This is a genomic window from Luteimonas sp. 100069, assembly GCF_003813845.1.
GTDB classification, from domain to species: Bacteria; Pseudomonadota; Gammaproteobacteria; order Xanthomonadales; family Xanthomonadaceae; genus Luteimonas; species Luteimonas chenhongjianii.
The window spans coordinates 826044-846139 of the sequence record NZ_RPFN01000001.1 but is presented as its reverse complement, the minus strand read 5'-3'; the positions used below and the strand labels follow the sequence as shown (position 1 = coordinate 846139).

The following is a 20096-nucleotide window of genomic DNA, read 5'->3' as shown; positions in this document are numbered from 1 at the left end:
TGCGTGGCGCCAGGCGCCCGGGTCCACCGCAACCGCTCATCACCGACGGCTTTCCCGAATGAATCCGAACTACCTCGACTTCGAACAGCCCATCGCCGACCTCGAAGCGAAGATCCAGGAATTGCGCCAGGCCAGCGACGGCCCTGCAGTCAACATCGACGCCGAACTGGCGACCCTGCGTGACAAGCTGCGCAAGCGGACCGCCCACATCTTCCGCGACCTGACCCCGTGGCAGGTCTCCCAGCTGGCCCGGCATCCGCAGCGTCCCTACACCAATGACTACATCCGTCACTTCTGCGACGAGTTCCAGGAGCTGGCGGGCGATCGGGCCTATGCCGACGACGCCGCGATCGTCGGTGGCCTTGGCCGGATCAACGGCCGCAGCGTTGTGATCATCGGCCACCAGAAGGGGCGCGACACCAAGACCAAGGTGCGCCGCAACTTCGGGATGCCGCGCCCGGAGGGCTACCGCAAGGCGCTGCGCCTGATGAAGATGGCCGAGCGCTTCAAGCTGCCGCTGCTGACCTTCATCGACACGCCGGGCGCCTATCCGGGCATCGGCGCCGAGGAGCGCGGCCAGTCCGAAGCCATCGCCCGCAACCTGATGGAAATGGCGGGGCTCAGGACGCCGATCATCTGCACCGTGATCGGCGAAGGCGGCTCGGGCGGCGCGCTGGCGATCGGCGTCGGCGATCGCACGCTGATGCTCGAATACAGCACCTACTCGGTGATCTCACCGGAAGGCTGCGCCTCGATCCTGTGGAAGGACGCCGGCAAGGCGCGCGATGCCGCCGAACAGCTGGCGCTGACCGCCAGGCGGCTCAAGTCGCTGGGCCTGATCGACAAGGTGGTTCGCGAGCCCATCGGCGGGGCCCACCGCAACCCGCGCCAGACCGCGACGCGCCTCAAGGCGGTGCTGATGAACGAGCTCGACCAGCTCGAGCAGCTGCCGGTCGAGACGCTGCTGCAGCGTCGCTACGAGCGCCTGCGCGGCTACGGGGCGTACGAGGCGGCGTAAGCGTCGCACCGCCGAACGACGCCTTCCAGTCGCGTTCGAATAGACTTCCGGCGCTGGCGACTGGCCAGCCCAGGGGAGCTCTGCGTGATCATCAAACGTATCGATGTGTTTTCGGCTGCCAAGATCATCGGCATCATCGCCGCCGGGTTCGGCCTGCTGGTCGGAATGATGGTGTTCCTGTTCGAGGGCCTGCTTGGCCCCATGACGGGCACCGGGAATGGATTCGCCATGATGGGGGGCCTCATGGTCATCGCGCTGCCGCTGATGTACGGCATTGCCGGCTTCATCGGCGGCGCGATCCAGGCACTCATCTACAACGCGGCGGCCGGCGTTATCGGCGGCATCCGCATCGAGACCGAGTGATCGATTGCCGCGCGTGGCGGCCTGCACCGTCCCGCGCGGCCTGTTGACGCGACCACACCCGATCGTCCGATGCGCCGCGTCCACCCCGGGCGCGGCGCCTTGATCACCAGCCCCGCTGGTACTGCGGCGGCGCCTCGATTTGCGCACCGAGTTCTGCTGCCGCGCGCCGCGGGAAATACGGATCGCGCAGCAGCTCGCGCGCCAATAGCACGATGTCGGCATCGCCGTCGGCGACGATACGCTCGGCCTGCGCAGGCGTCGTGATCAGGCCGACCGCGCCGGTCGGGATACCGGCGTCTTTGCGAATTTGACGCGCGAACGGCACCTGGTAGCCCGGCCTCGCCTCGATCGACTGCAATGGCGACAGGCCGCCGCTGGAGGTGTCGACGAGATCCACGCCGCGCGCTTTCAGCAGGCGCGCGAGTTCGACGGTCTGGGCAAGATCCCACCCGCCGTCGACCCAGTCGGTCGCCGACACGCGCACCCACAGCGGCAGTCGCTCGGGCCAGACGCCGCGCACCGCGTCGACCGTTTCCAGCACCAAGCGCACGCGATTGTCGAAACAGCCGCCCCAGGCATCGTCGCGCATATTCGAAAGTGGCGACAGGAACTGGTGCAGCAGATAGCCGTGGGCGGCGTGGATCTCCGCCACCTCGAAGCCCGCCGCCAGCGCGCGGACCGCCGCTGCGCGGAAGTCGGCGACGACGGCGGCGATGCCCTCCGCGTCGAGGGCCCGCGGCGACGGATAGGTCGCGTCATAGGCCAGCGCCGATGGCGCGACGACCTCCCAGCCGCCCTCGGCGACCGGCACCGCGCCGCGGCCACGCCATGGCGCATGGGTGCTGGCCTTGCGCCCCGCGTGCGCGAGCTGGATCGCCGGCACCGCACCCTGTGCGCGGATGAACGCCGCGACCCGCGCCCAGGCCTGCGCCTGCGCGTCGTTCCAGATGCCGGCGTCCTGCGGCGAGATCCGCCCTTCCGGGGAGATCGCCGCGGCTTCGGTCATCACCAGTCCCGCGCCGCCGACCGCACGGCTGCCCAGGTGCACGAGCTGCCAATCGTCGGGCATGCCGTCGACGGACGAGTACTGGCACATCGGAGAAACCGCGATGCGGTTGCGCAACGTCACGTCGCGCTGGCGGAACGGGGCGAACAGGGCAGCCATGCAGTCATCCTCCGAGGGGTGCTCACTGTAGGCGGCACGGATGCCGACGGCGACCGCACCGCCGGATCGGAGCATTGCAGCGCATGGCACCATGCGCGCATGCCGCCCGTACTGCCCCTGCCCGCGCTCCCCGGTGACGGACCGCTCCTCGTGGGGTTCAGCGGCGGACTCGACTCCACCGCGTTGCTGCACGCGCTCGCCCATACGCCGCAGGCGCGCATGCGCGGGCTCTCCGCGATCCACGTCCATCACGGCCTGCAAACGGCCGCCGACGGCTGGGCCACGCACTGCGCGGCGGTCTGCGATGCGCTGGGACTGCAATGCGAGATTGTCCGTGTGCATGTCGTGCCCGATGGCCGGGGCCTGGAAGCTGCCGCCCGCGATGCACGTCATGCCGCGTTCGCCCGGCATCTGCCCGATGGCGGCCTTCTCGTCCTCGCCCACCACCGCGACGACCAGGCCGAAACCGTGCTCTTGCGTGCCTTGCGCGCGTCCGGTCCCGAGGGGCTCGCGGCGATGCGACCGTTGCGCAGCTTCGCAGCAGGCCAGCTGTGGCGCCCCCTGCTGGCCCTTCCGCGCGCGCGGCTGCTTGCGTATGCGCAGGCTCACCACCTGCATTGGATCGAGGACGCCAGCAACGCCGGCGACGACGCCGACCGCAACTTCCTGCGCAACCGCGTCCTGCCGCTGCTGCGCACGCGCTGGCCGCAGGCCGACGCGGCGCTGGCCGGCGTTGCGGCCTTGCAGGCCGACGCCGGTGACCTGCTCGACCCGGGTGACGCGGAAGCGCTCGCGCAGGCACGGACGCTGGATCCGGCCGTCCTCCGGCTCGACGCCCTGCGCAGGCTTCCGCCCGCGCGTCGCGCCCGTGTGCTGCGTCGCTGGTGCGCCGCGCTCGGCCTGCCCCCGCTGCCGGCGCAGGCGCTGGCCTGGTGCGAGCACGACCTGGCCAGTGGCCAGCCGGATCGACAGCCCTGCTTCGACTGGGCCGGCCACCGCCTGCAGCGCTGGCGTGAACTGCTGCATGCGGGGCCGGTGCGCGCGCCGCTCGATCGCGTCTTTTCGGACATGTGGGACGGCCGCGCACCGCTTTGCCTGCCGGACGGGGGCGTGCTGGCCTTCGAAGGCGTCCTGGACGAAGCGGGGCCCTGGCGGGTCCAGGCGCGCCGGGGTGGCGAGCGCATCCGCCTGCCGGGACGTGACCATACCCACGCCCTCAAGCACGTACTGCAGTCGCTGGCGATCCCGCCCTGGCTGCGGGCCCACCTGCCGCTGCTGGTCGATGCCAGCGGTCGGCTGGCGGCGGCCGGCGACCTCGTCTTCGACGCCGGTTTCGACGCCTGGCTCCGCAGCGGCCATCGCCGGCTGCGCTGGTGGCCACCCGGCACCACGGCATCGGCCCTGCACGCGCCGATGCTTTAAAATCCGCGGATGCCGAAAAAGCCTGCCACTACCGAACCCAGTCCCGTCGCGGATTTCGAGAACGCGTTGACCCAACTCGAGTCGCTGGTCGAACGCATGGAGGGCGACGAACTGAGCCTGGAGGAATCGCTGGGCGCCTACGAGCGCGGCGTCGGCCTCTATCGCCGCTGCCAGCAGGCGCTCGAGGATGCCGAGCTGCGTGTACGCCTGCTCAGCGACCCGGCCGCGCCGGAACGCGCCCAGCCCTTCGGAGAAGCTGCGGCAGACGGTCCCGATGCCTGACCCGATGGCGGGGTTGAACGAGGTCTGGCGCGCGCGCACCGACGCGAGCCTGCAGCGCGCGCTGGACGCCGTGGCGGGCGGCGAGCCCCGCCTGCACGCGGCGATGCGCCATGCAGTGCTGCTCGGCGGCAAGCGCATGCGCCCGCTTCTTGTGCACGCGACCGCCCACGCGTTCGGCGCCGCGCCCGGAGCCGCCGACGCGGCTGCGGCCGCGATCGAACTGGTGCATGCCTATTCGCTGGTCCATGACGACCTGCCGGCAATGGACGACGATGCGCTGCGCCGTGGCCAGCCGACCGTGCACGTCGCCTTCGACGAAGCCACCGCGATCCTCGCCGGCGATGCGCTGCAGACATTGGCGTTCTCGCTGCTGGCCGAGGCCCCGCTCGATGCGGAGATCCGCCTGGCGATGGTCGCCGCGCTGGCGCATGCCTCCGGCGCGAACGGCATGTGCGGCGGCCAGGCGCTCGATCTCGCCGCCACTGGCGAAGGCGTGTCGATCGATATCGCCGCGCTCGAACGCCTGCACGCAATGAAGACCGGGGCCCTGCTGCGGGCCGCCGTCGCCCTCGGCGCGCTGGCAGCCGGTGTCGACGCCGACACCCGCGCCCGGCTCGACGGCTTCGCCGCCGCGCTCGGCCTCGCATTCCAGATCCGCGATGATCTGCTCGACATCGAGGGCGACAGCGCGACGCTCGGCAAGACGGCCGGCAAGGATGTCGCGCAGGACAAGGCCACCTTCCCGGCGCTGATCGGGCTGGAAGCCTCGCGTGACCGCCTGCAGGCGCTGGCCGCGCGCATGGACGAGGCGCTGGCGCCGTTCGGCGATGCCGTGGCGCCGTTGGCCGCCCTCGGTCGACGCGCGATCGAGCGCGATCACTGAAGCGGATCGTTCGACCGGGCTGCGAACGGCTTATCGGCGCCCGAAGAACCGGATCGTCAGCGGGTGCTCGTAATGCTCGCCGTTCAGTGCGCGGACCGCCGCGACGATGCTGCTGACCAGCCACAGCAGTGCCAGCCCGCAGGCCGCCGCGCCCAGCAACAGGCCGGCCGGCACTGTCACGATCGCGCCGATCCCGAGCGTCAGCACCGTCGCGCCAAGCAGAACGATGCCGGTCACGACGATCGCGCAGGCGTAGAGGCACATGCTCAGGTGGAAATTGAGTGCCTCGCGCGCGTGCTCGGCCACGAAGGCGTCCTCATCGCGCTTGGCCAGATAGACCGCGCCGGCCACCAGCGCTCCGGCCAGACCCGACATCCAGCTCGTCAGCAGCGCAAGCACCAACGCGCCGATGTGCATCGCCGCCGCCCAGTTGCGGCTCTCGCTGGCGGGCAGGGTCTGCGGGAAGGATGCGGTCTGCATACGAAGACTCCGGTGGTGGATGTGATCAGGTTTCAGCCTGCCGGCACGTCATGAGCCCCGCCAGTCGCGGAGGTCACCCGGACTTCCGGCACGCCCGTACGCAACAGGCGCCGGCGCGCGGCGCCGGAGCCCGTGTGCTGCAGCAGGGCAGCGGCTTACTTGACCAGTCGCAGCGCGAAGGGATAGCGATACGCCACGCCGTCGTTCGCCTTCATGCCGCCGATGATCGTCAGCACCAGCCACGCGATGCCGAGCAGGATCGAGAGCGGGAAGGTCAGCACGGCGCCCAGGCCGAAGGTGACCAGGGTGATCAGCAGCAACAGCACGCCGACGATCAACAGGGTGATGTTGAAGTTCAGCGCCTCGCGCGCCTGATCGACGGCAAACGGCATCGTGTCCTTCTTGATCAGCCAGATCACCAGCGGGCCGACGATGTTGCCGACCCCGCCGGTGAACAGTCCGGTCAACGCCGACAGATGGGCGAACAGGGCCCACTGGCGCTCTTCCGAAGACGCGGCGCCGGCGGGCGGAGGCGGTGCAAGGGTGTACTTGTCGAACTCGCTCATGCGAAAGCGCCTCTGGTCGTGTGGAAGGATCAGGCCGTGGCCTGCGAAGCACTGTTCAGCGATGCGGGGGTCACCGTCAAGTGCGCAAAGCTCAGTCGTCGCCGGCGACGGTCATGCGGCCGAGCAGGATCGACCCTGACCGCACATGCGAACGCGGGTCGATATCGCTGCCCACCGCTTCTATGGTGGCGAACATTTCTTTCAGATTGCCGGCGATGGTGATGCCGTCGACCGCATGCCGGATCTCACCGCCCTCCACCCAGAAGCCGGACGCGCCGCGCGAATAATCGCCCGTCACCGCATTGACGCCCTGCCCCATCAGACCGGTGACCAGCAGGCCGCGATCCATGCCGCGCAGCAGTTCGTCGAGGCCGCCGGCGTTGGCGGGGATCTCGAGGTTGTGTACGCCGCCCGCATTGCCCGTGGTCTGCAGGCCGAGCTTGCGCGCCGAATAGCTGCCGAGCACATAGCGCTGAAGCACGCCGCCCTCGACCAGCGGTGCTTCGCGCGTGGCCACGCCTTCGGCGTCGTAGGCCGAAGACTGGAAGCCGCGCTCGAGGAACGGCCGCTCGAAGATGCCGAACCACTCGGGAAACAACTGCGTGCCGACGCTGTCGAGCAGGAAGCTCGCGCGCCGGTACAGCGCACCGCCCGACACCGCACCAAGCAGGTGGCCGATCAGCGATCGCGCCACTTCGGCCTGGAACAGCACCGGATAGCTGCCGGTGGGCACGGGCCGGGGATCGAGGCGCGCCAGGGTCCGCTCGGCCGCGCGGCGGCCGATTGCGATCGGGGATTCCAGGTCGTCCGCAGCCAGGGCCACGCTGTACCAGCCCTCGCGCTGCATGCGATCCCCGGCGCCCGCGATCAGCGCGCAGCCGATGCTGTGATGGCTGCTGCGCTCGGCGCCGATGAAGCCATGGCTGTTGGCATACACGCTGAGGCCGCGCGTGGTGCTGACCGAAGCGCCGTCGGAGTTCTCGATGCGCGGATCCGCGTCGCGACCACCGGCCTCGCAGGCCAGGGCCAGATCCACCGCGGCGTCGGCGTCCAGCGCCCAGGGATGCCAGGCATCGAACTCCGGAAAGCGGCCGTCCGGCCCGGGCCGCGCCATCAGCTCCGCGTCGGCCAGGCCCGACGCCTGGTCGTCCTCGGTGAAGCGCGCGATCGCGCAAGCCTGCTCGACCGTAGCCGCGAGGCTCTCCTCGCGCAGATCGGCGGTGCTGGCGGTGCCCCGGCGCTTGCCGAAGTAGACGGTGACGCCGATCCCGCGGTCGCGGGTGGACTCGACGGTCTCCACCTCGCCCATGCGCACATTGACGCTCAGCCCCGCGTCCTCCGAGCAGGAGACCTCTGCCTGGGTGGCCCCGGCGGCGCGGCAACGGTCGAGGAGGCGCTGCGATACCGCGGCCAGCGCTTCGAGGCGCTCGGCCGAATCGTCGGCGGTGTGAACATTCAGGGCGGGCGACATGAGCAATGACTTATCCTGTTGCAATGAGAGGCATAGACGAAGATTCCGGCGAGTACCTGGGCCCCAGCCGCAAGCAGAACCGACGCGAAGCGTTGGAAGTGCTGTCGCTGGCCGATGCCCTGGCCGCGCTATCGGAAAACCAGCTGGGCAAACTGCCCATTCCCGAGACTCTGCTGCCGCACATCGCCGATGCGCGGCGCATCACCTCGCACATCGCGCGCAAGCGGCAGCTGGCGTACCTGGCCAAGCAGATGCGGCGCGAGGACGACGAGACGCTGCATGCGATCCGCGATGCGATGGATGCCGGCGGCGCCGCGGCGCGCATGGACACCGCGCAGATGCACCGGGCCGAAGCCTGGCGCGAACGCCTGCTGACCGACGGCGACGCGGCCCTCGCGGAGCTGCTCGACACGTACCCGGAGGCCGACCGCCAGCGCCTGCGCCAGCTGGTGCGCAACGCCCTGGCGGAGTGTGCGAAGAACAAGCCGCCGGCCGCGTTCCGCGAGTTGTTCCGTGAACTGCGCGGCGTATTCGCGGCGGCCTCGCTCGCGGCGGGTGAAACCGCTGCGGACGATGGCCACCCCGATGACGACGACGCAAGCGACACGGACGACGCTCGCTGAGGACGCGTGGACGCGGCGTCGCCGGCGCTGACGGCGGCGGCGGAAGTCCACCGCGTACAACCCACTCGTGGGATACCCGAACCTGCGGCGCCCACGCCCGCCGGCACGCATCCGCCCGTGGCCCAGACCATCAGGCGCGGGTGCCGCCGACGGTCAGCTGATCGATCAGCAGCGACGGCTGGCCGACGCCGACCGGCACGCTCTGCCCGTCCTTGCCACAGACGCCCACGCCATGGTCGAGCGCCATGTCGTGGCCGATCATGCGCACCCGCTGCATGGTCTCGGGACCATTGCCGATCAGCGTCGCGCCCTTCACCGGCGCGGTGATCCGGCCGTCCTCGATCAGATAGGCCTCGGTCGCCGAGAACACGTACTTGCCGTTGGTGATGTCGACCTGCCCGCCACCGAAGTTGACCGCATACAGACCCTTCTTCACCGAACGGATCATGTCTTCGGGCGCGTCCTGGCCGGCGAGCATGTAGGTATTGGTCATGCGCGGCATGACCAGATGCGCAAACGATTCCCGGCGGCCGTTGCCGGTGGGCGCGACCCCCATCAGGCGCGCATTGAGCGTGTCCTGCATGTAGCCGGTCAGCACGCCGTCTTCGATCAGCGTCGTGCACTGCGTCGGCGTGCCCTCGTCGTCGATATTGAGCGAGCCACGGCGGGCAGCCAGCGTGCCGTCATCGACGATGGTCACACCGGGCGACGCCACACGGGTGCCGATACGGCCCGCATAGGTGCTGGTGCCCTTGCGCGCGAAATCGCCCTCGAGGCCGTGGCCGACTGCCTCGTGCAGCAGCACGCCGGGCCAGCCAGCGCCCAGCACCACCGGCATCGTGCCCGCAGGCGCATCCACCGCGTCGAGGTTCACCAGTGCCTGGCGGAGAGCTTCGCGCGCGAACCGCTCCGGCTGTCCGTCCCCGAGCAGTTCTTCGTACGAATAGCGCCCGCCATACCCCGCATAACCGGATTCACGCCGGCCATCGTGCTCCACCAGCACCTGGATGTTGAGTCGCACCAGGGGGCGCACGTCGCCGGCGAGCACGCCGTCGCTGCGCGCGACCAGCACCGTGTCGACGCCGCCCGACAGGCTCACCATGACCTGCTGCACGCGCGGGTCCGCGGCGCGCAGCAGGCGGTCGATGCGGCGCAACGCCTCGACCTTGGCTTCATTGTCGAGCGCATCGATGGGGTCGCGGGGCGCGTAGAGATCATGGGCGCGGGCGCGGGCCAACGCATGCGGCGCATGTGCGCGGCCGTCACGGGCGATCGCGCGCGCCGACTGCGCAGCACCCAGCAGCGCACCCGCATCGATATCGTCGGAGTACGCGAACCCGGTCTTCTCGCCACTGATCGCGCGCACGCCCACGCCCTGCTCGATCGCATGGGAACCGCTCTTGACGATTCCATCCTCGACCGACCAGCTCTCGCGACGGGAGTGCTGGAAATACAGATCGCCGAAATCGATGCCGGGACCGAGCAGCGCGGAGAAGGTGCGATCGAGACCGGCGGTATCGAGACCGGCGGGCAGCAGCAGACGGGACTCGGCGAGTGCGAGCGCACCGCCGGAAGACAGGGAAGATTCGGACATCGTAGAAGTGTGGGGGCAAAGCCGCGGATGGCAAGCCGCAGCGGGCGCGCAGCAAGCCATCACCGCTCCGCTACGGCTCGCCAGCGCGCAACTTCAATCGGCCGAACGCGGTCCGTCCCGCGGGGGCGCACCCTGCACCGAGTCGCGGCGTTCGATGACCTCGACCTTCGGGTCCTGCCACGGCCCGCTGACCTGATAACGGCGCGCGCCCATCTCGCCCAGAGGGCCGCGCAGCACCGCATTGGCGAACGCGCCGACTGCCGCGCCCACCGGCCCGGCGGTCAGGGCGCCGACCGCCGGCAGCAGGTTGCCGGTCTTGGGCAGCACCTCGATTTCCTGATCATGAGTGCGCGCCGCGAGATCGGCGCTGCCGCGGATGCGGATTTCGGCGGCCGGCCCGTCGATGACGAGGTTCTCGCCGCGGGCAACGCCATTGCCGAAGAGGATGTCGCCTGCAAGACGGCTGAAACCGAAACCCTTGCTGAAGAAGTCACGGAAATCGAGCGTCAGCCGCCGCGGCAGCTCCGCCACGCTGAGCAGGCCGAGCACGCGGCCCGCACCTGGCTCCACCTCCACAAGCTGGCCGTCGCGCAGCGCCACGCGCATCGCGCCGTTGATCGAGGCGGGGGTGAAGCCGTTCGGCGCGCCGGCCCAGGCGGCAGCGAGATCCACGCGGCCGTGCCCGCCGACGATGCTGCCGGCAAATCCGAGGCCAGAGGCGAGCCGGCCGAAGTCTTCGCTTTCCACGTCGATATCGATGGTGGTGCGGGCGCCGCGGCCCTGACCGGTCCAGCGACCGGTCAGATCGATGCGGTGCGCCGGCGCCCGAACCTGCAGCCGGTCCAGCGACAGCCCGCCGGGCACGCGCCGCGCGTGCGCGTCGACGCGCCCGAGCGCGAGTGCGCCGTACCGCAGATCGTCGATCGCGAGCTGGATCGGCGGCACCGACGCAGGATCGGGCATGTCCGCCGGCGCCGTCGCCGGCACCGCATGGATCATCGGTGCCGTCGTCGCTTTCGCCGCCGCGGGCCAATGCAGGCGTTGCAGGGCGATCGCGACCGGCGCCCCGTCGGCGTCGGGGATGCGCACGTTTCCGGCCAGCGCCGCGCCATCGAGGCGCAGGTCGGTGGCGTCGTCCCGGTGCGCGGCGGTGATGCGTGTCTGGCCGAACCGTCCGCTGCCAAGTCGCAGATCGGCGGTGGTCACATCGACCTGCTCGAGCCTGAGCCCGCCCCCGCCGCTCCCGCCACCGGCCATCAGGCCGATCCAGTCGAGCACGTCGACCACAGGCGTACGGCCACCGACGGCGATGCCCTGCGCGGGCGCCGCGGCATCGACGCGCGCCCGTCCCAGCTCCACGCGGATGCCGGCACGCGCGCCACCGGTACGCGCGCGCAGGGCAAGACGGTCGCCGAATCCGACGAGCACGTCACCGCTGCCGAATGGCAATGGCGCCTCGATCGTCGTGCGCAGCGGCACCCGGGCCGGCTTGTCCAGCGGCGCAGGCAGGCGCAGCGTCGTGCCGACGAGGTCGGAACGCATCAGCAGACGCGCGGCCGGCATTCCCGAACGCGCCGGCGCATCCGGCACCGAAACCCGTATCTGCCAGGGCGCGCGACCGCCGACGTGTGGCCGCAGCCATGCCAGGTCGGGCGCGCGCGCGAGCAGCGCATCGGCGTCCATGGGCATGTCGAGTTCGCCCTCGAACGCGTTGCTGCGCAGCCGCACGTGTCCGTTGCCGGCGCGCAATGACAGCGTGCCCGCCTGTTCGGCCTGACCCGCCTGGCGCGCGGCAAGACCATCGGCATGGAAGCCCGCCTGGTCGAACGCCACGCGGCCCCGGACGTCGTCGAAGGCGAGTTCGAATCGTGAATCGCGCATCGCCACGCCCTGCAACGCCACTTCGCCATCGAGTCGGAACGGTGCGCCCGGCGGCACGGCAAGCGACATCGCGACCTGCGCCCGACCGGCCAGGTCGAGCGCGTCGAGGGTTTCCCCCTGCGTCTTCCGGAACGGGCTCTGTCGCAGCAGCCCGAGCAGTTGCTTCGCATCGGCAGTGGCAGTCGCGCTGACCTCGACCGGCGAGTCGCCGTAGTCGCGGATGCGGGCGACGACATCACGCACCGGCACGCCGACCAGCTCGCCGCCCGCGGGCCGCAGTTCGAAACCGGCATTGATGAAACGGATGTGGCCGTTGAGCCCGGTCATCGCCGGCCAGTCGTCCTGGAAGCGAACCGTGGCGTCTTCGATGTCGCCCTCGGCGAGGAACACCCCGCGCCGGTCCCTGGCATTGCGCGAATCGAACGGCCAGTCGTCGAGATCGCCGGCGACGATGCCGTAGCCGTTGCGGACAGTCCCTCCGACCAGCGCCATGTCCAGCCAGGCACGCGCCGTCGCCGGCATCCGGTGGCGCACCCAGAACTTCTTCGCCACCGGAATCTCTGCCGCATCGACATCGGCGACCAGGTCCAGGCGCGGGCGTCCGTCGCCGTCGAACCGCAGCCCGCCGCGGGCATCGGCGGCATAGCCGTCGCCATCGACGCGCAGCCCGGGAGTCTCCACCCGCCAGCCCTCGACGTCGCGCCAGGCGGCAATCTCGCCATCGAGCCGCAGCGGATGGAGGACGTCGAAGCCCACCGGCCAGTCGAACACCGCCTGCGCGGCCGGATCGGGGCGGAACACCACGCCGGCGCCATCGCCGAGGATGGTCCCACCGACACCGGACAGGCCCGGGCGATCGCCGACCGGTACAAACCCCAGATCCTCGATCCTCGCCGACAGCCGCAGCGGCCCGCCCGCACGCGCGGCAAAGCGCACGTCCGAGAGCACCGCGTGCGGCGCAGCGGCCTGCAACCATTCCCGCAGCGACGGGCTGATGCCATCGCCCAGCGCCGCCAGCGCGATCAGGGGCGCCACTTCGACCCGTCCGGCGTGCATCGAGCGCTGCCGGCCACCGCTCAGCATCAGGCCGTCGAGCACCTGCTCGCGGTCGAGATACACGATGCGCAGCGTCGGTGCGTCCAGTCGCCAGTCGCCGTCGACATGCGCCCAGCGCGCACGTATGCGCGCGCCCTGGAACACGACCGTCGGTGCATCGGTCGAGGCGCGGGCGACATCGCCGGCGCGCTGCAGCGACACCGCATCGAGGGCCACGTCGCCAGTCACCGCTTCGACGCGTCGCCCACGCAGATCGATCCACGCATCCACGCGGCCGTGGCCGGCCTGGATCGCCACGCCGCTCGCGGCCAGCAGGGGCGACCAGATGCGCAGGTCGTTGCGCGGCATCGCGACGAAGGCGCGCCCGTCGCCCTGCTCGCGCAGCAGATCCAGACGCAGGTCCAGCGGCGCGCCGTCGGCTTCCACCCAGGCCCGCGCCGCAGCGCGCACGCGGCGCCGGTCGACGCGCATGCGCAGGTCCACGCGCGGCAGCGTGTGCGCGATCGACAGCGAAGGGGCATCGATCGTCAGCCGCGCGCCGACCACCTGCAGCTCGCCCAGCCCCTGCAGCGCGTCGAGGGGATCCTCGTCGTCGCCTGCCGCGCCCGGCAAGCCGCGGACCTGCCAGGTCCCGTCGTCGGCGCGCTGCAGCGTGAGCGCGATGCCATGCAGGCGCAGTTCGGTCAGCGATCGGCCGGGCAGCAGGCCGGAGTACTGCGCGATCTGGATCTCGGCCTTGCCGACCGGCACCGCCAGGCCCGGCTCACCGATACGCAGGCCGGTGACCCGCAGCAACGGCCCACGGCGGGTCCATGCGGCTTCAAGGGTGTCGAACCCGACCGGGCGACCCGCGCGCTCGCTCAGCCAGCGGGCGACGGTCTGCGGGTTGCGTTCAAGCCAGGGCAGCGCGAACTGCGACGTGACGACCGCCGCCAGCGCCGTCGTGACCAGCACGGCGGCGAGCAGATACCACGCCGCGCGCCCCGCACGATGCAGGCGCGAGGTCCGGATGGCCGTCATCGCCGCCCCACTCCGGCGCGCGTCGTCGGTGCATGCGACCGGGCGGGGGCTTCAGAGCAGTACAACGTCGAACTGCTCCTGCAGATACTGGTCGTCCGACTGGAAGCGGATCGACTTGCCGAGGAACTCCTCCAGCTCGACCACTGCGGCCGATTCCTCGTCGGTGATCATGGACACCACCTTGGGCGAGGCGATCACCAGCAGGCGGTCGGCCTCGAACTGGCGAACGGCCCGGACGATCTCGCGGAAGATCTCGTAGGTCACGGTCTCGACGGTCTTGACGATGCCGCGGCCACCGCAGGCGCCGCAGGTTTCGCCGAGTTGGCGCTGGAGACTCTCGACCGTGCGCTTGCGGGTCATCTCCACCAGCCCCAGCGGCGAGAAGTCGTAGACCGTGGTCTTGGCGTGATCCTTGGACAGGGACTTCTCGAGCGTGCGCAGGACCTGGCGCCTGTGCTCGGCATCCACCATGTCGATGAAGTCGATGATGATGATGCCGCCGAGGTTGCGCAGACGCAGCTGGCGCGCGACCGCCTGCGCGGCCTCGAGATTGGTGCGGAACACCGTCTCCTCCAGATTGCGCTGGCCCAGGAACGAACCGGTGTTGACGTCGACCGTGGTCATCGCCTCGGTCTGGTCGATCACCAGGTAGCCCCCCGACTTGAGCGGCACGTCTTTCTTCAGGGCGCGCTGGATCTCGTCCTCCACCCCGTAGAGGTCGAAGATCGGCCGCGTGCCGGTGTAGCACTCGATGCGGTCGACGAGCCGCGCCTGTTCGGCCGGACCCGGCGCCGGCAGGTATTGCGCGGCGAAGATGCAGAGTTTCTCGAAGGTGTCGCGCGAATCGACCTTGACCGTGTCGACATCCCGGCGCATCAGGTCGCGCACGGCGCGCATCGGCAGTGTGAGGTCCTCGTAGACGCAGGTGCCCACCCGCGCTTCGGCCGTGCCGTGCTCGATCAGCGCCCAGGCCCGCTGCAGGTAGGCGATGTCCTCGGCGAGCGCTTCCGCACTCTGGCCTTCGGCATTGGTACGCACGATGTAGCCGTGCCCACCGGTCGCCGCCGCCAGCTCGGAGACCAGCGTCTTGAGACGGGTCCGCTCGACCTCGTCCTCGATCCGTGCCGACACCCCGACCACGTGCGACTGCGACAGCAGCACGAGGTAACGCGACGGAATGCTGATCTGCGTGGTCAGGCGCGCACCCTTGCTGCCGATCGGATCCTTGACCACCTGCACCACGATGTCCTGGCCGTCGCGCAGCAGCTCGTTGACCGCAAGCGTCGGCAAGGGAGCGGGAAAAAGACTTTCGCCGTTGGGCTCGGTGTCGATGGCGGCCTGCGGCGGACGGACGACGTCGTTGGCATGCAGGAACGCGGCGCGCTCCAGGCCGATGTCGACGAAGGCCGCCTGCATGCCCGGCATCACCCGCTGCACCTTGCCCTTGTAGATGTTGCCCACCACGCCACGGCGCCAGCCGCGTTCGATGTGCAGCTCCTGCAGCATGCCGTTCTCGACCACCGCCACGCGCGTCTCGCGCGGAGTCACGTTGATCAGGATCTCTTCGGACATGCGGGTCTCAGGCTCCGTGGTCGGATGCGAAGGGCTGCGGATGCAGCCCGAATGTGCGCAGCAGCGCCGCGGTCTGTTGCAGCGGCAGGCCGACGACCCCGGAGTAACTGCCGTCCATGCTAGCGACAAACAGCTCGGCGCCGCCCTGGATCGCATAGGCGCCGGCCTTGCCGCGCGGCTCGCCGGTGGCCACATACGCCGCGATGGTTGCATCGTCGAGCGTGTCGAACGTGACCCCGGTGACCACCACCAGCTGGCCGATGCGTCCCTCGCCGACCACGACTACCGCTGAAATCACTTCGTGACGACGGCCCGACAGCGTTCGTAGCATCGCCATCGCGTCGGCGTCGTCGCGTGGCTTGCCGAACACCACGCCATCGAGGACGACCTCGGTGTCGGCGCCGAGCACCAGTGTTTCCGCTCCACCGCCGAGCGCCTGCAGTCCCGCGCGCGCCTTGTCGCCCGCGACGCGCAGCACGTAGTCGGCCGCAGGCTCGTCCGCCCCGCGGACCTCGGGCACATCGACGTCGATCTGCCCGAACGGCAGGCCGAGACGGGCCAGCAGTTCGCGGCGACGGGGGGATTGCGAGGCAAGATGCAGCATCACGAAAGGATACCGTGCGGGCCCCCTGCGCTCTGCCCGCTGGATCCGCATCAACCCGGTATGGCTCACGGGCCGTTCACCGGAGCGTGACGACCCTTGTTTCCCACCCTGGAGCTCTCGATGCGCCTCATTGTTCGTCCTTTGCTGCTCGCCTGCGGCCTCGCCCTCGGAACCCTGTCGATGACCGCCAGCGCCCAGCCCATGCACCAGGCCACACCCGGCGACGGCACCCTGCTGTCGATCTCCGCGCAGGCGGAGGCAAGCCGCAGCCCGGACATCGCCGTGCTGTCGACCGGAGTGGTGACCCAGGCCGCCGATGCCAACGCGGCCATGCGCGGCAATGCCGAACAGATGGCCAGGCTCATGACCGCGATCAAGGCAGCCGGCATCGCCGACCGCGACGTGCAGACATCGGGCATCAACCTCAATCCGCAGTACCGCTACGCCGAAGACCAGCCGCCGGCGATTACCGGTTACCAGGCCAGCAACACCGTGAATCTGAAGGTCCGCGACATCGGCAAGCTCGGCCAAGTGCTGGACGCGCTCGTGGCCAGTGGCGCCAACCAGATCAACGGGCCGACCTTCGAGATCGAGGATGCCGAAGGCGTCCGCGACGAGGCCCGCGCAGCGGCACTGAAGACGGCCCAGCACCGGGCCGAAACCTATGCCACGTCGCTGGGCATGCGCGTGCGCCGCATCGTCAGCATCAGCGAGGGCGGCGGCTTCCAGGCGCCACCGCGCCCGATGATGGCGATGCGAGCCGTGCAGCAGGACAGTTTCTCGTCACCCGTATCGCCCGGTGAGAGCACGCTCACCGCCAACCTCGACGTCGTTTTCGAACTGGGACGCTGACATGAGCCAGAACAGGACCACCCACGAACCGCCGACCCGTCCGGGCCAGAATCCCGGGTATTCGGAGAAGAACCCCAACGACAAGGGCGATGCCCAGCAGCCGGTGGACACCCACGAGCGCAATCCCGACGACGGCGGCCTCGATCGCGAGCCGGAGAGCATGCCGGAGGATTGACCGCCGCCCGATCTCGGGCATCGACCTTCCGCCGCATGCGCGGCGATTGCCCGCAGAAACGCGTGAACCCAGGCGCGTGCGGTTTCCGCAGACCGGCTTCCACCACCGCGCGTACGCGCGGCACCTCCCCCTGCCCTGCGTTGCTCGGCGACTGACAGCACGCGGTGCGACGCGCGTTCGGGCGATGTGGCCGTAAACGCCCGTCCCGCGCGTACCGCGGCCTGGTAAAAGGGGATCAGCTCCAAAAGTCGGGGACACCTGAGCGGTCGCCGATGCCTACGCCTCTTTGCGTTGCACGCGGCCCGACCTGCTGCGCCCGGGCCGGGAGACGCGCGGGGCGGTGGCCTGCGACGGCCTCGCAGCTGCGGACACCTGCAGCCGCGGCGGCTCAGGCCCGGTGATAGGGATGATTGGCCAGCATCGCCGCGGCGCGATAGAGCTGTTCGGCGAGCACCAGCCGCACGAGCATGTGCGGGAGGGTCAACGGCCCGAGCGACCAGCGCTCATCGGCACGTGCGAGCACGTCAGGGGCATGGCCTTCGGGTCCGCCGATCAGGAATGCCAGGTCACGGCCCTGCATGCGCCAGTGCTCGAGGCGCTGGGCAAGGTCCTCGGAAGAATGCAGCCTGCCGCGGCCGTCGAGCGCCACCACCAGCGCATCGCGCGGCACCGCCGCCAGCACGCGTCCGCCCTCGTCGGACATCGCGCGCGCCGTGTCACGGCCCTTGCCGCGCAGGCCGGGCTCGACTTCGACAAGATCCAGCGGCAGCCAGTGCGACAGCCGCTTGCGATATTCGGCGAAGCCCTCCGCGACCCATGCAGGTGCGCGCTCGCCTACGGCGATCAGCTTCGCTTTCACTGGAGCACCGCGTCCGGCGCCGACGCCGGGCGCGCCCGATCAGGCATCGCGACGCGGGCCGCGATCCTCGGCCGGCGGCTCGTCGCCCACCGTCCACAGCCGCTCGAGGGCATAGAACTCGCGCACGCGCGGGAGCATGACGTGGACGACGACGTCGCCCAGATCGACGAGCACCCATTCGGCCTCGCGCTCGCCTTCGACGCCGAGCGGCTGGCAGCCGAGCTTCTTGGCGTGCTTGACGACTTCGTCGGCGATCGACTTGACGTGGCGGCTGGACGTGCCCGAGGCGATGACCATGAAGTCGCAGACGCTGCTGCGTCCGCGCACGTCGATGTCGATGACGTCGACGGCCTTGATTTCGGCGACTGCCGCGCGCGCGACCTCGAGCAAAGCGTCCGGGGACGGCGGCGGTTCGGGCAGGCGGGTCTTGATGACGTGTGCGGGATTGGACAAGAGTGTGGCTCGGAAAGTGCGGCGGAAATTATAGCGGAGCGCGAGAGCCTGCTCCGTACAAGCCCTTCTCGTGGATGAATGCGGCCACCGGCTCCGGCAGCCAGCCTTCCGTCGAAGCGCCCGCGGCGAGACGCGCCCGCACCTCGGTTGCCGACACGCAGGACAGGGGCTGATGCAGGCGCAGGACCCGACCGGCGGGCCGCGTCCGCAGCTCGTCCGGCGACGTGGCCCAGCGCGGGGCCAGGGCAGTGGCGAGGTCGTCGGGCAGTGCGGCGTCGAGCGCGCTGCCCGGCCGCTCTGCGACTACCAGATGGGCCAGTTCGAACACCATCGGCCAACGATGCCAGGCCGTCAGGCCCAGCAAGCTGTCGGCGCCGACGAGCCAGGCGATCGGCGCAGAGGGGCCCAGCATGTGGCGCAGCCCGGCCAGGGTGTCGACGGTGTAGCTGCGGCCGCCCCGATCGAGCTCGCTGCGGTCGAGCAGCAGTCCGGGCGTGCCGGCGATGGCCAGGGCGACCATCGCCGCCCGCATCTCGGCATCCGCGCCGGGGGCCGGGCGATGCGGCGGGTCGCCCGCGGGCATCAGCCGGACAGTGCAGCCCAGCGCATCGCGGGCCGCGCGGGCAATCGCCAGATGGCCGCAATGGATCGGATCGAAGGTGCCGCCGTAGACCAGGTGCAGCGGCTCCGCCGCGCCGCTCATGCGGCCAGCAGGGCGCCGGCGCGCGCGTCTGCGACCGCGACCAGCAGCCGCTCGAGCGCAAGCCAACCGTCGGTCGGGTCCTGCCCCGGCCGACCGCGCCCCTTGGCGATGCGGTCCACGCGCCCAGCCTCGGCGACGAAGCGCACCCAGCGCGCTTCGGGATGGCGCTGCAGGGCCCGCCGGTAACCGGCCTGGCGGGCATCCCAGATGCGCTGGGCCTTGAATTCGTTGGCCAGATTGCCGCCGCGGGCCTGGACCTGGGCGAGCTGCGCGGCGCGTGCCAGCTCCATCACCACCATGCCCATCAGTGCGGGAATCGCAGCGCCCTCGGCCCGCAGCCCGGCGAGCATGCGCACCACCTGCGCCGGCTGGCCGTTGAGCGTGGCGTCGAGCAGGCGGAACACGTCGAAGCGAGCCGCATCCGCCACCAGCGCATGCATGCGCGGCGCGTCAAGCGTGCTGCCGTCCGCCAGCAGCGCGAGCTTGTCGACCTCCTGCGCCGCGGCCAGCAGGTTGCCGTCGACGCGTTCGGCCAGCTGCTGCACGGCGGCCCGATCGGCCAGCACGTTGCGGCTGCGCAGGCGGGCGTCGATCCAGCTTTCCAGCTCGTGCGGCTTGACCTGCCAGGCCACGACCAGATGGCCGATGCCGGTGATCGCCTCGCTCCATTTGCCACCATGCTGCCGGCTCCACTCGCCGCCGGTGACCAGCAGGGTCACATCCGAGGGCGGATCGGCACAGAACCCGCTGATGACCTGGGCGCCGTCCTTGCCGGGCTTGGTCGTCGGCAGGCGGATCTCGACCAGCCGGCGCGAGGCGAACAGGCTCGGCGCCCGGAACGTGGCCTCGACCGCGCTCCAGTCGATGTCGCGCCCTTCCGGCTCGAAGACCTCCCGCTCGGCAAAACCCTGCGCACGCGCGGCCGCCCGCACTGCATCGGCGGCCTCGAGCACGCGCAGCGGCTCGGGCCCCGCGATCAGATAGGCCGGGCGCAGCGGTTCGCGATCGAGCTGCGCGGCCAGGCGCTCGGGCGTCAGTTCCACGACCGGCTCAA

20 protein-coding genes are annotated in these 20096 nt (G+C 70.5%); 8 read left to right on the top strand and 12 right to left on the bottom strand.

Annotated features, from left to right (window positions below):
• Positions 1 to 58 precede the first annotated feature (58 nt).
• Both EGK76_RS03715 and EGK76_RS03710 read left to right on the top strand, forming a co-directional pair.
• Entirely contained in the window at positions 59 to 1018 is a 960-nt protein-coding gene (locus tag EGK76_RS03715; RefSeq protein WP_096299058.1) for an acetyl-CoA carboxylase carboxyltransferase subunit alpha, read from the top strand.
• An 84-nt stretch (positions 1019 to 1102) separates the two neighbouring features.
• Positions 1103 to 1381 carry a hypothetical protein gene (locus EGK76_RS03710; protein ID WP_096299060.1) on the top strand — a complete coding sequence of 93 codons (279 nt, stop codon included), beginning with the start codon at positions 1103 to 1105 and terminating at the stop codon, positions 1379 to 1381.
• Positions 1382 to 1484: 103 nt separating this feature from the next.
• Here EGK76_RS03710 and EGK76_RS03705 read toward each other — a convergent pair whose 3' ends face one another.
• Entirely contained in the window at positions 1485 to 2546 is a 1062-nt protein-coding gene (locus tag EGK76_RS03705; protein ID WP_123831689.1) for an NADH:flavin oxidoreductase/NADH oxidase, read from the bottom strand.
• Between the two features lie 99 nt (positions 2547 to 2645).
• Here EGK76_RS03705 and tilS point away from each other — a divergent pair, with 99 nt between their 5' ends.
• From tilS to EGK76_RS03690, 3 genes are read left to right on the top strand one after another with little or no spacing between them, the layout of a single operon-like run.
• Positions 2646 to 3968, top strand: a complete 1323-nt coding sequence (tilS, locus tag EGK76_RS03700; protein ID WP_123831688.1) for a tRNA lysidine(34) synthetase TilS — start codon at positions 2646 to 2648, stop codon at positions 3966 to 3968.
• A gap of 9 nt (positions 3969 to 3977) precedes the next feature.
• Positions 3978 to 4250, top strand: a complete 273-nt coding sequence (locus tag EGK76_RS03695) for an exodeoxyribonuclease VII small subunit (protein WP_096299063.1) — start codon at positions 3978 to 3980, stop codon at positions 4248 to 4250.
• Positions 4243 to 5133 carry a farnesyl diphosphate synthase gene (locus EGK76_RS03690; protein ID WP_233580147.1) on the top strand — a complete coding sequence of 297 codons (891 nt, stop codon included), beginning with the start codon at positions 4243 to 4245 and terminating at the stop codon, positions 5131 to 5133. Before EGK76_RS03695 ends, EGK76_RS03690 begins: the two co-directional genes overlap by 8 nt.
• 30 nt (positions 5134 to 5163) lie before the next feature.
• Here the strand turns inward: EGK76_RS03690 and EGK76_RS03685 are convergent, their stop codons facing one another.
• The 3 genes from EGK76_RS03685 to pmbA form a co-directional block, all read right to left on the bottom strand.
• On the bottom strand, positions 5164 to 5613 hold the full coding sequence (locus EGK76_RS03685) for a DUF4870 domain-containing protein (RefSeq protein ID WP_096299067.1): 450 nt from the start codon (positions 5611 to 5613) through the stop codon (positions 5164 to 5166).
• A gap of 155 nt (positions 5614 to 5768) precedes the next feature.
• Entirely contained in the window at positions 5769 to 6179 is a 411-nt protein-coding gene (locus tag EGK76_RS03680; RefSeq protein WP_096299069.1) for a DUF4870 domain-containing protein, read from the bottom strand.
• 91 nt (positions 6180 to 6270) lie between these two features.
• On the bottom strand, positions 6271 to 7650 hold the full coding sequence (gene pmbA, locus EGK76_RS03675) for a metalloprotease PmbA (RefSeq protein WP_123831687.1): 1380 nt from the start codon (positions 7648 to 7650) through the stop codon (positions 6271 to 6273).
• A gap of 23 nt (positions 7651 to 7673) precedes the next feature.
• On the opposite strand from pmbA, the gene yjgA reads away from it, so the two are divergent.
• Positions 7674 to 8273 (top strand): ribosome biogenesis factor YjgA, encoded by a 600-nt coding sequence (gene yjgA / locus EGK76_RS03670; RefSeq protein WP_123831686.1) that lies wholly within the window; start codon positions 7674 to 7676, stop codon positions 8271 to 8273.
• Positions 8274 to 8403: 130 nt separating this feature from the next.
• Here yjgA and tldD read toward each other — a convergent pair whose 3' ends face one another.
• The 4 genes from tldD to EGK76_RS03650 form a co-directional block, all read right to left on the bottom strand.
• Positions 8404 to 9867, bottom strand: coding sequence for a metalloprotease TldD (tldD, locus tag EGK76_RS03665; RefSeq protein ID WP_096299075.1), 1464 nt, complete (start codon positions 9865 to 9867; stop codon positions 8404 to 8406).
• Between the two features lie 93 nt (positions 9868 to 9960).
• A complete protein-coding gene (locus EGK76_RS03660; protein ID WP_123831685.1) occupies positions 9961 to 13824 on the bottom strand; it encodes a YhdP family protein in 3864 nt (1287 codons plus the stop codon).
• Positions 13825 to 13875: 51 nt separating this feature from the next.
• Positions 13876 to 15396, bottom strand: coding sequence for a ribonuclease G (rng, locus tag EGK76_RS03655; protein ID WP_123831684.1), 1521 nt, complete (start codon positions 15394 to 15396; stop codon positions 13876 to 13878).
• Between the two features lie 7 nt (positions 15397 to 15403).
• On the bottom strand, positions 15404 to 16000 hold the full coding sequence (locus EGK76_RS03650; protein WP_123831683.1) for a Maf family protein: 597 nt from the start codon (positions 15998 to 16000) through the stop codon (positions 15404 to 15406).
• 120 nt (positions 16001 to 16120) lie between these two features.
• Here EGK76_RS03650 and EGK76_RS03645 point away from each other — a divergent pair, with 120 nt between their 5' ends.
• Together EGK76_RS03645 and EGK76_RS15345 are read left to right on the top strand one after the other, a co-directional pair.
• Positions 16121 to 16852 carry an SIMPL domain-containing protein gene (locus tag EGK76_RS03645; protein ID WP_123831682.1) on the top strand — a complete coding sequence of 244 codons (732 nt, stop codon included), beginning with the start codon at positions 16121 to 16123 and terminating at the stop codon, positions 16850 to 16852.
• 1 nt (position 16853) lies between these two features.
• Positions 16854 to 17027: a hypothetical protein gene (locus tag EGK76_RS15345; RefSeq protein WP_157745446.1), complete on the top strand. Its 174-nt coding sequence runs from the start codon at positions 16854 to 16856 to the stop codon at positions 17025 to 17027.
• A 388-nt stretch (positions 17028 to 17415) separates the two neighbouring features.
• Here EGK76_RS15345 and rlmH read toward each other — a convergent pair whose 3' ends face one another.
• From rlmH to holA, 4 genes are read right to left on the bottom strand one after another with little or no spacing between them, the layout of a single operon-like run.
• Positions 17416 to 17886 carry a 23S rRNA (pseudouridine(1915)-N(3))-methyltransferase RlmH gene (gene rlmH, locus EGK76_RS03640; protein ID WP_096299085.1) on the bottom strand — a complete coding sequence of 157 codons (471 nt, stop codon included), beginning with the start codon at positions 17884 to 17886 and terminating at the stop codon, positions 17416 to 17418.
• Positions 17887 to 17925: 39 nt separating this feature from the next.
• Positions 17926 to 18339, bottom strand: coding sequence for a ribosome silencing factor (rsfS, locus tag EGK76_RS03635; RefSeq protein WP_096299087.1), 414 nt, complete (start codon positions 18337 to 18339; stop codon positions 17926 to 17928).
• 28 nt (positions 18340 to 18367) lie between these two features.
• On the bottom strand, positions 18368 to 19042 hold the full coding sequence (gene nadD / locus EGK76_RS03630; protein WP_096299089.1) for a nicotinate-nucleotide adenylyltransferase: 675 nt from the start codon (positions 19040 to 19042) through the stop codon (positions 18368 to 18370).
• Positions 19039 to 20085, bottom strand: coding sequence for a DNA polymerase III subunit delta (holA, locus tag EGK76_RS03625; RefSeq protein ID WP_096300611.1), 1047 nt, complete (start codon positions 20083 to 20085; stop codon positions 19039 to 19041). Before holA ends, nadD begins: the two co-directional genes overlap by 4 nt.
• Positions 20086 to 20096 lie beyond the last annotated feature (11 nt).

Coding starts and splice junctions, on each gene's coding strand:
- EGK76_RS03645 (WP_123831682.1), top strand. CDS start 16,121: ATGCGCCTCATTGTTCGTCCTTTGCTGCTCGCCTGCGGCCTCGCCCTC.
- EGK76_RS03660 (WP_123831685.1), bottom strand. CDS start 13,824: ATGACGGCCATCCGGACCTCGCGCCTGCATCGTGCGGGGCGCGCGGCG.
- tilS (WP_123831688.1), top strand. CDS start 2,646: ATGCCGCCCGTACTGCCCCTGCCCGCGCTCCCCGGTGACGGACCGCTC.
- EGK76_RS03715 (WP_096299058.1), top strand. CDS start 59: ATGAATCCGAACTACCTCGACTTCGAACAGCCCATCGCCGACCTCGAA.
- nadD (WP_096299089.1), bottom strand. CDS start 19,042: ATGAGCGGCGCGGCGGAGCCGCTGCACCTGGTCTACGGCGGCACCTTC.
- rng (WP_123831684.1), bottom strand. CDS start 15,396: ATGTCCGAAGAGATCCTGATCAACGTGACTCCGCGCGAGACGCGCGTG.
- pmbA (WP_123831687.1), bottom strand. CDS start 7,650: ATGTCGCCCGCCCTGAATGTTCACACCGCCGACGATTCGGCCGAGCGC.
- EGK76_RS03685 (WP_096299067.1), bottom strand. CDS start 5,613: ATGCAGACCGCATCCTTCCCGCAGACCCTGCCCGCCAGCGAGAGCCGC.
- EGK76_RS03650 (WP_123831683.1), bottom strand. CDS start 16,000: ATGCTGCATCTTGCCTCGCAATCCCCCCGTCGCCGCGAACTGCTGGCC.
- yjgA (WP_123831686.1), top strand. CDS start 7,674: ATGAGAGGCATAGACGAAGATTCCGGCGAGTACCTGGGCCCCAGCCGC.
- EGK76_RS03705 (WP_123831689.1), bottom strand. CDS start 2,546: ATGGCTGCCCTGTTCGCCCCGTTCCGCCAGCGCGACGTGACGTTGCGC.
- tldD (WP_096299075.1), bottom strand. CDS start 9,867: ATGTCCGAATCTTCCCTGTCTTCCGGCGGTGCGCTCGCACTCGCCGAG.
- EGK76_RS03680 (WP_096299069.1), bottom strand. CDS start 6,179: ATGAGCGAGTTCGACAAGTACACCCTTGCACCGCCTCCGCCCGCCGGC.
- EGK76_RS03690 (WP_233580147.1), top strand. CDS start 4,243: ATGCCTGACCCGATGGCGGGGTTGAACGAGGTCTGGCGCGCGCGCACC.
- EGK76_RS15345 (WP_157745446.1), top strand. CDS start 16,854: ATGAGCCAGAACAGGACCACCCACGAACCGCCGACCCGTCCGGGCCAG.
- EGK76_RS03695 (WP_096299063.1), top strand. CDS start 3,978: ATGCCGAAAAAGCCTGCCACTACCGAACCCAGTCCCGTCGCGGATTTC.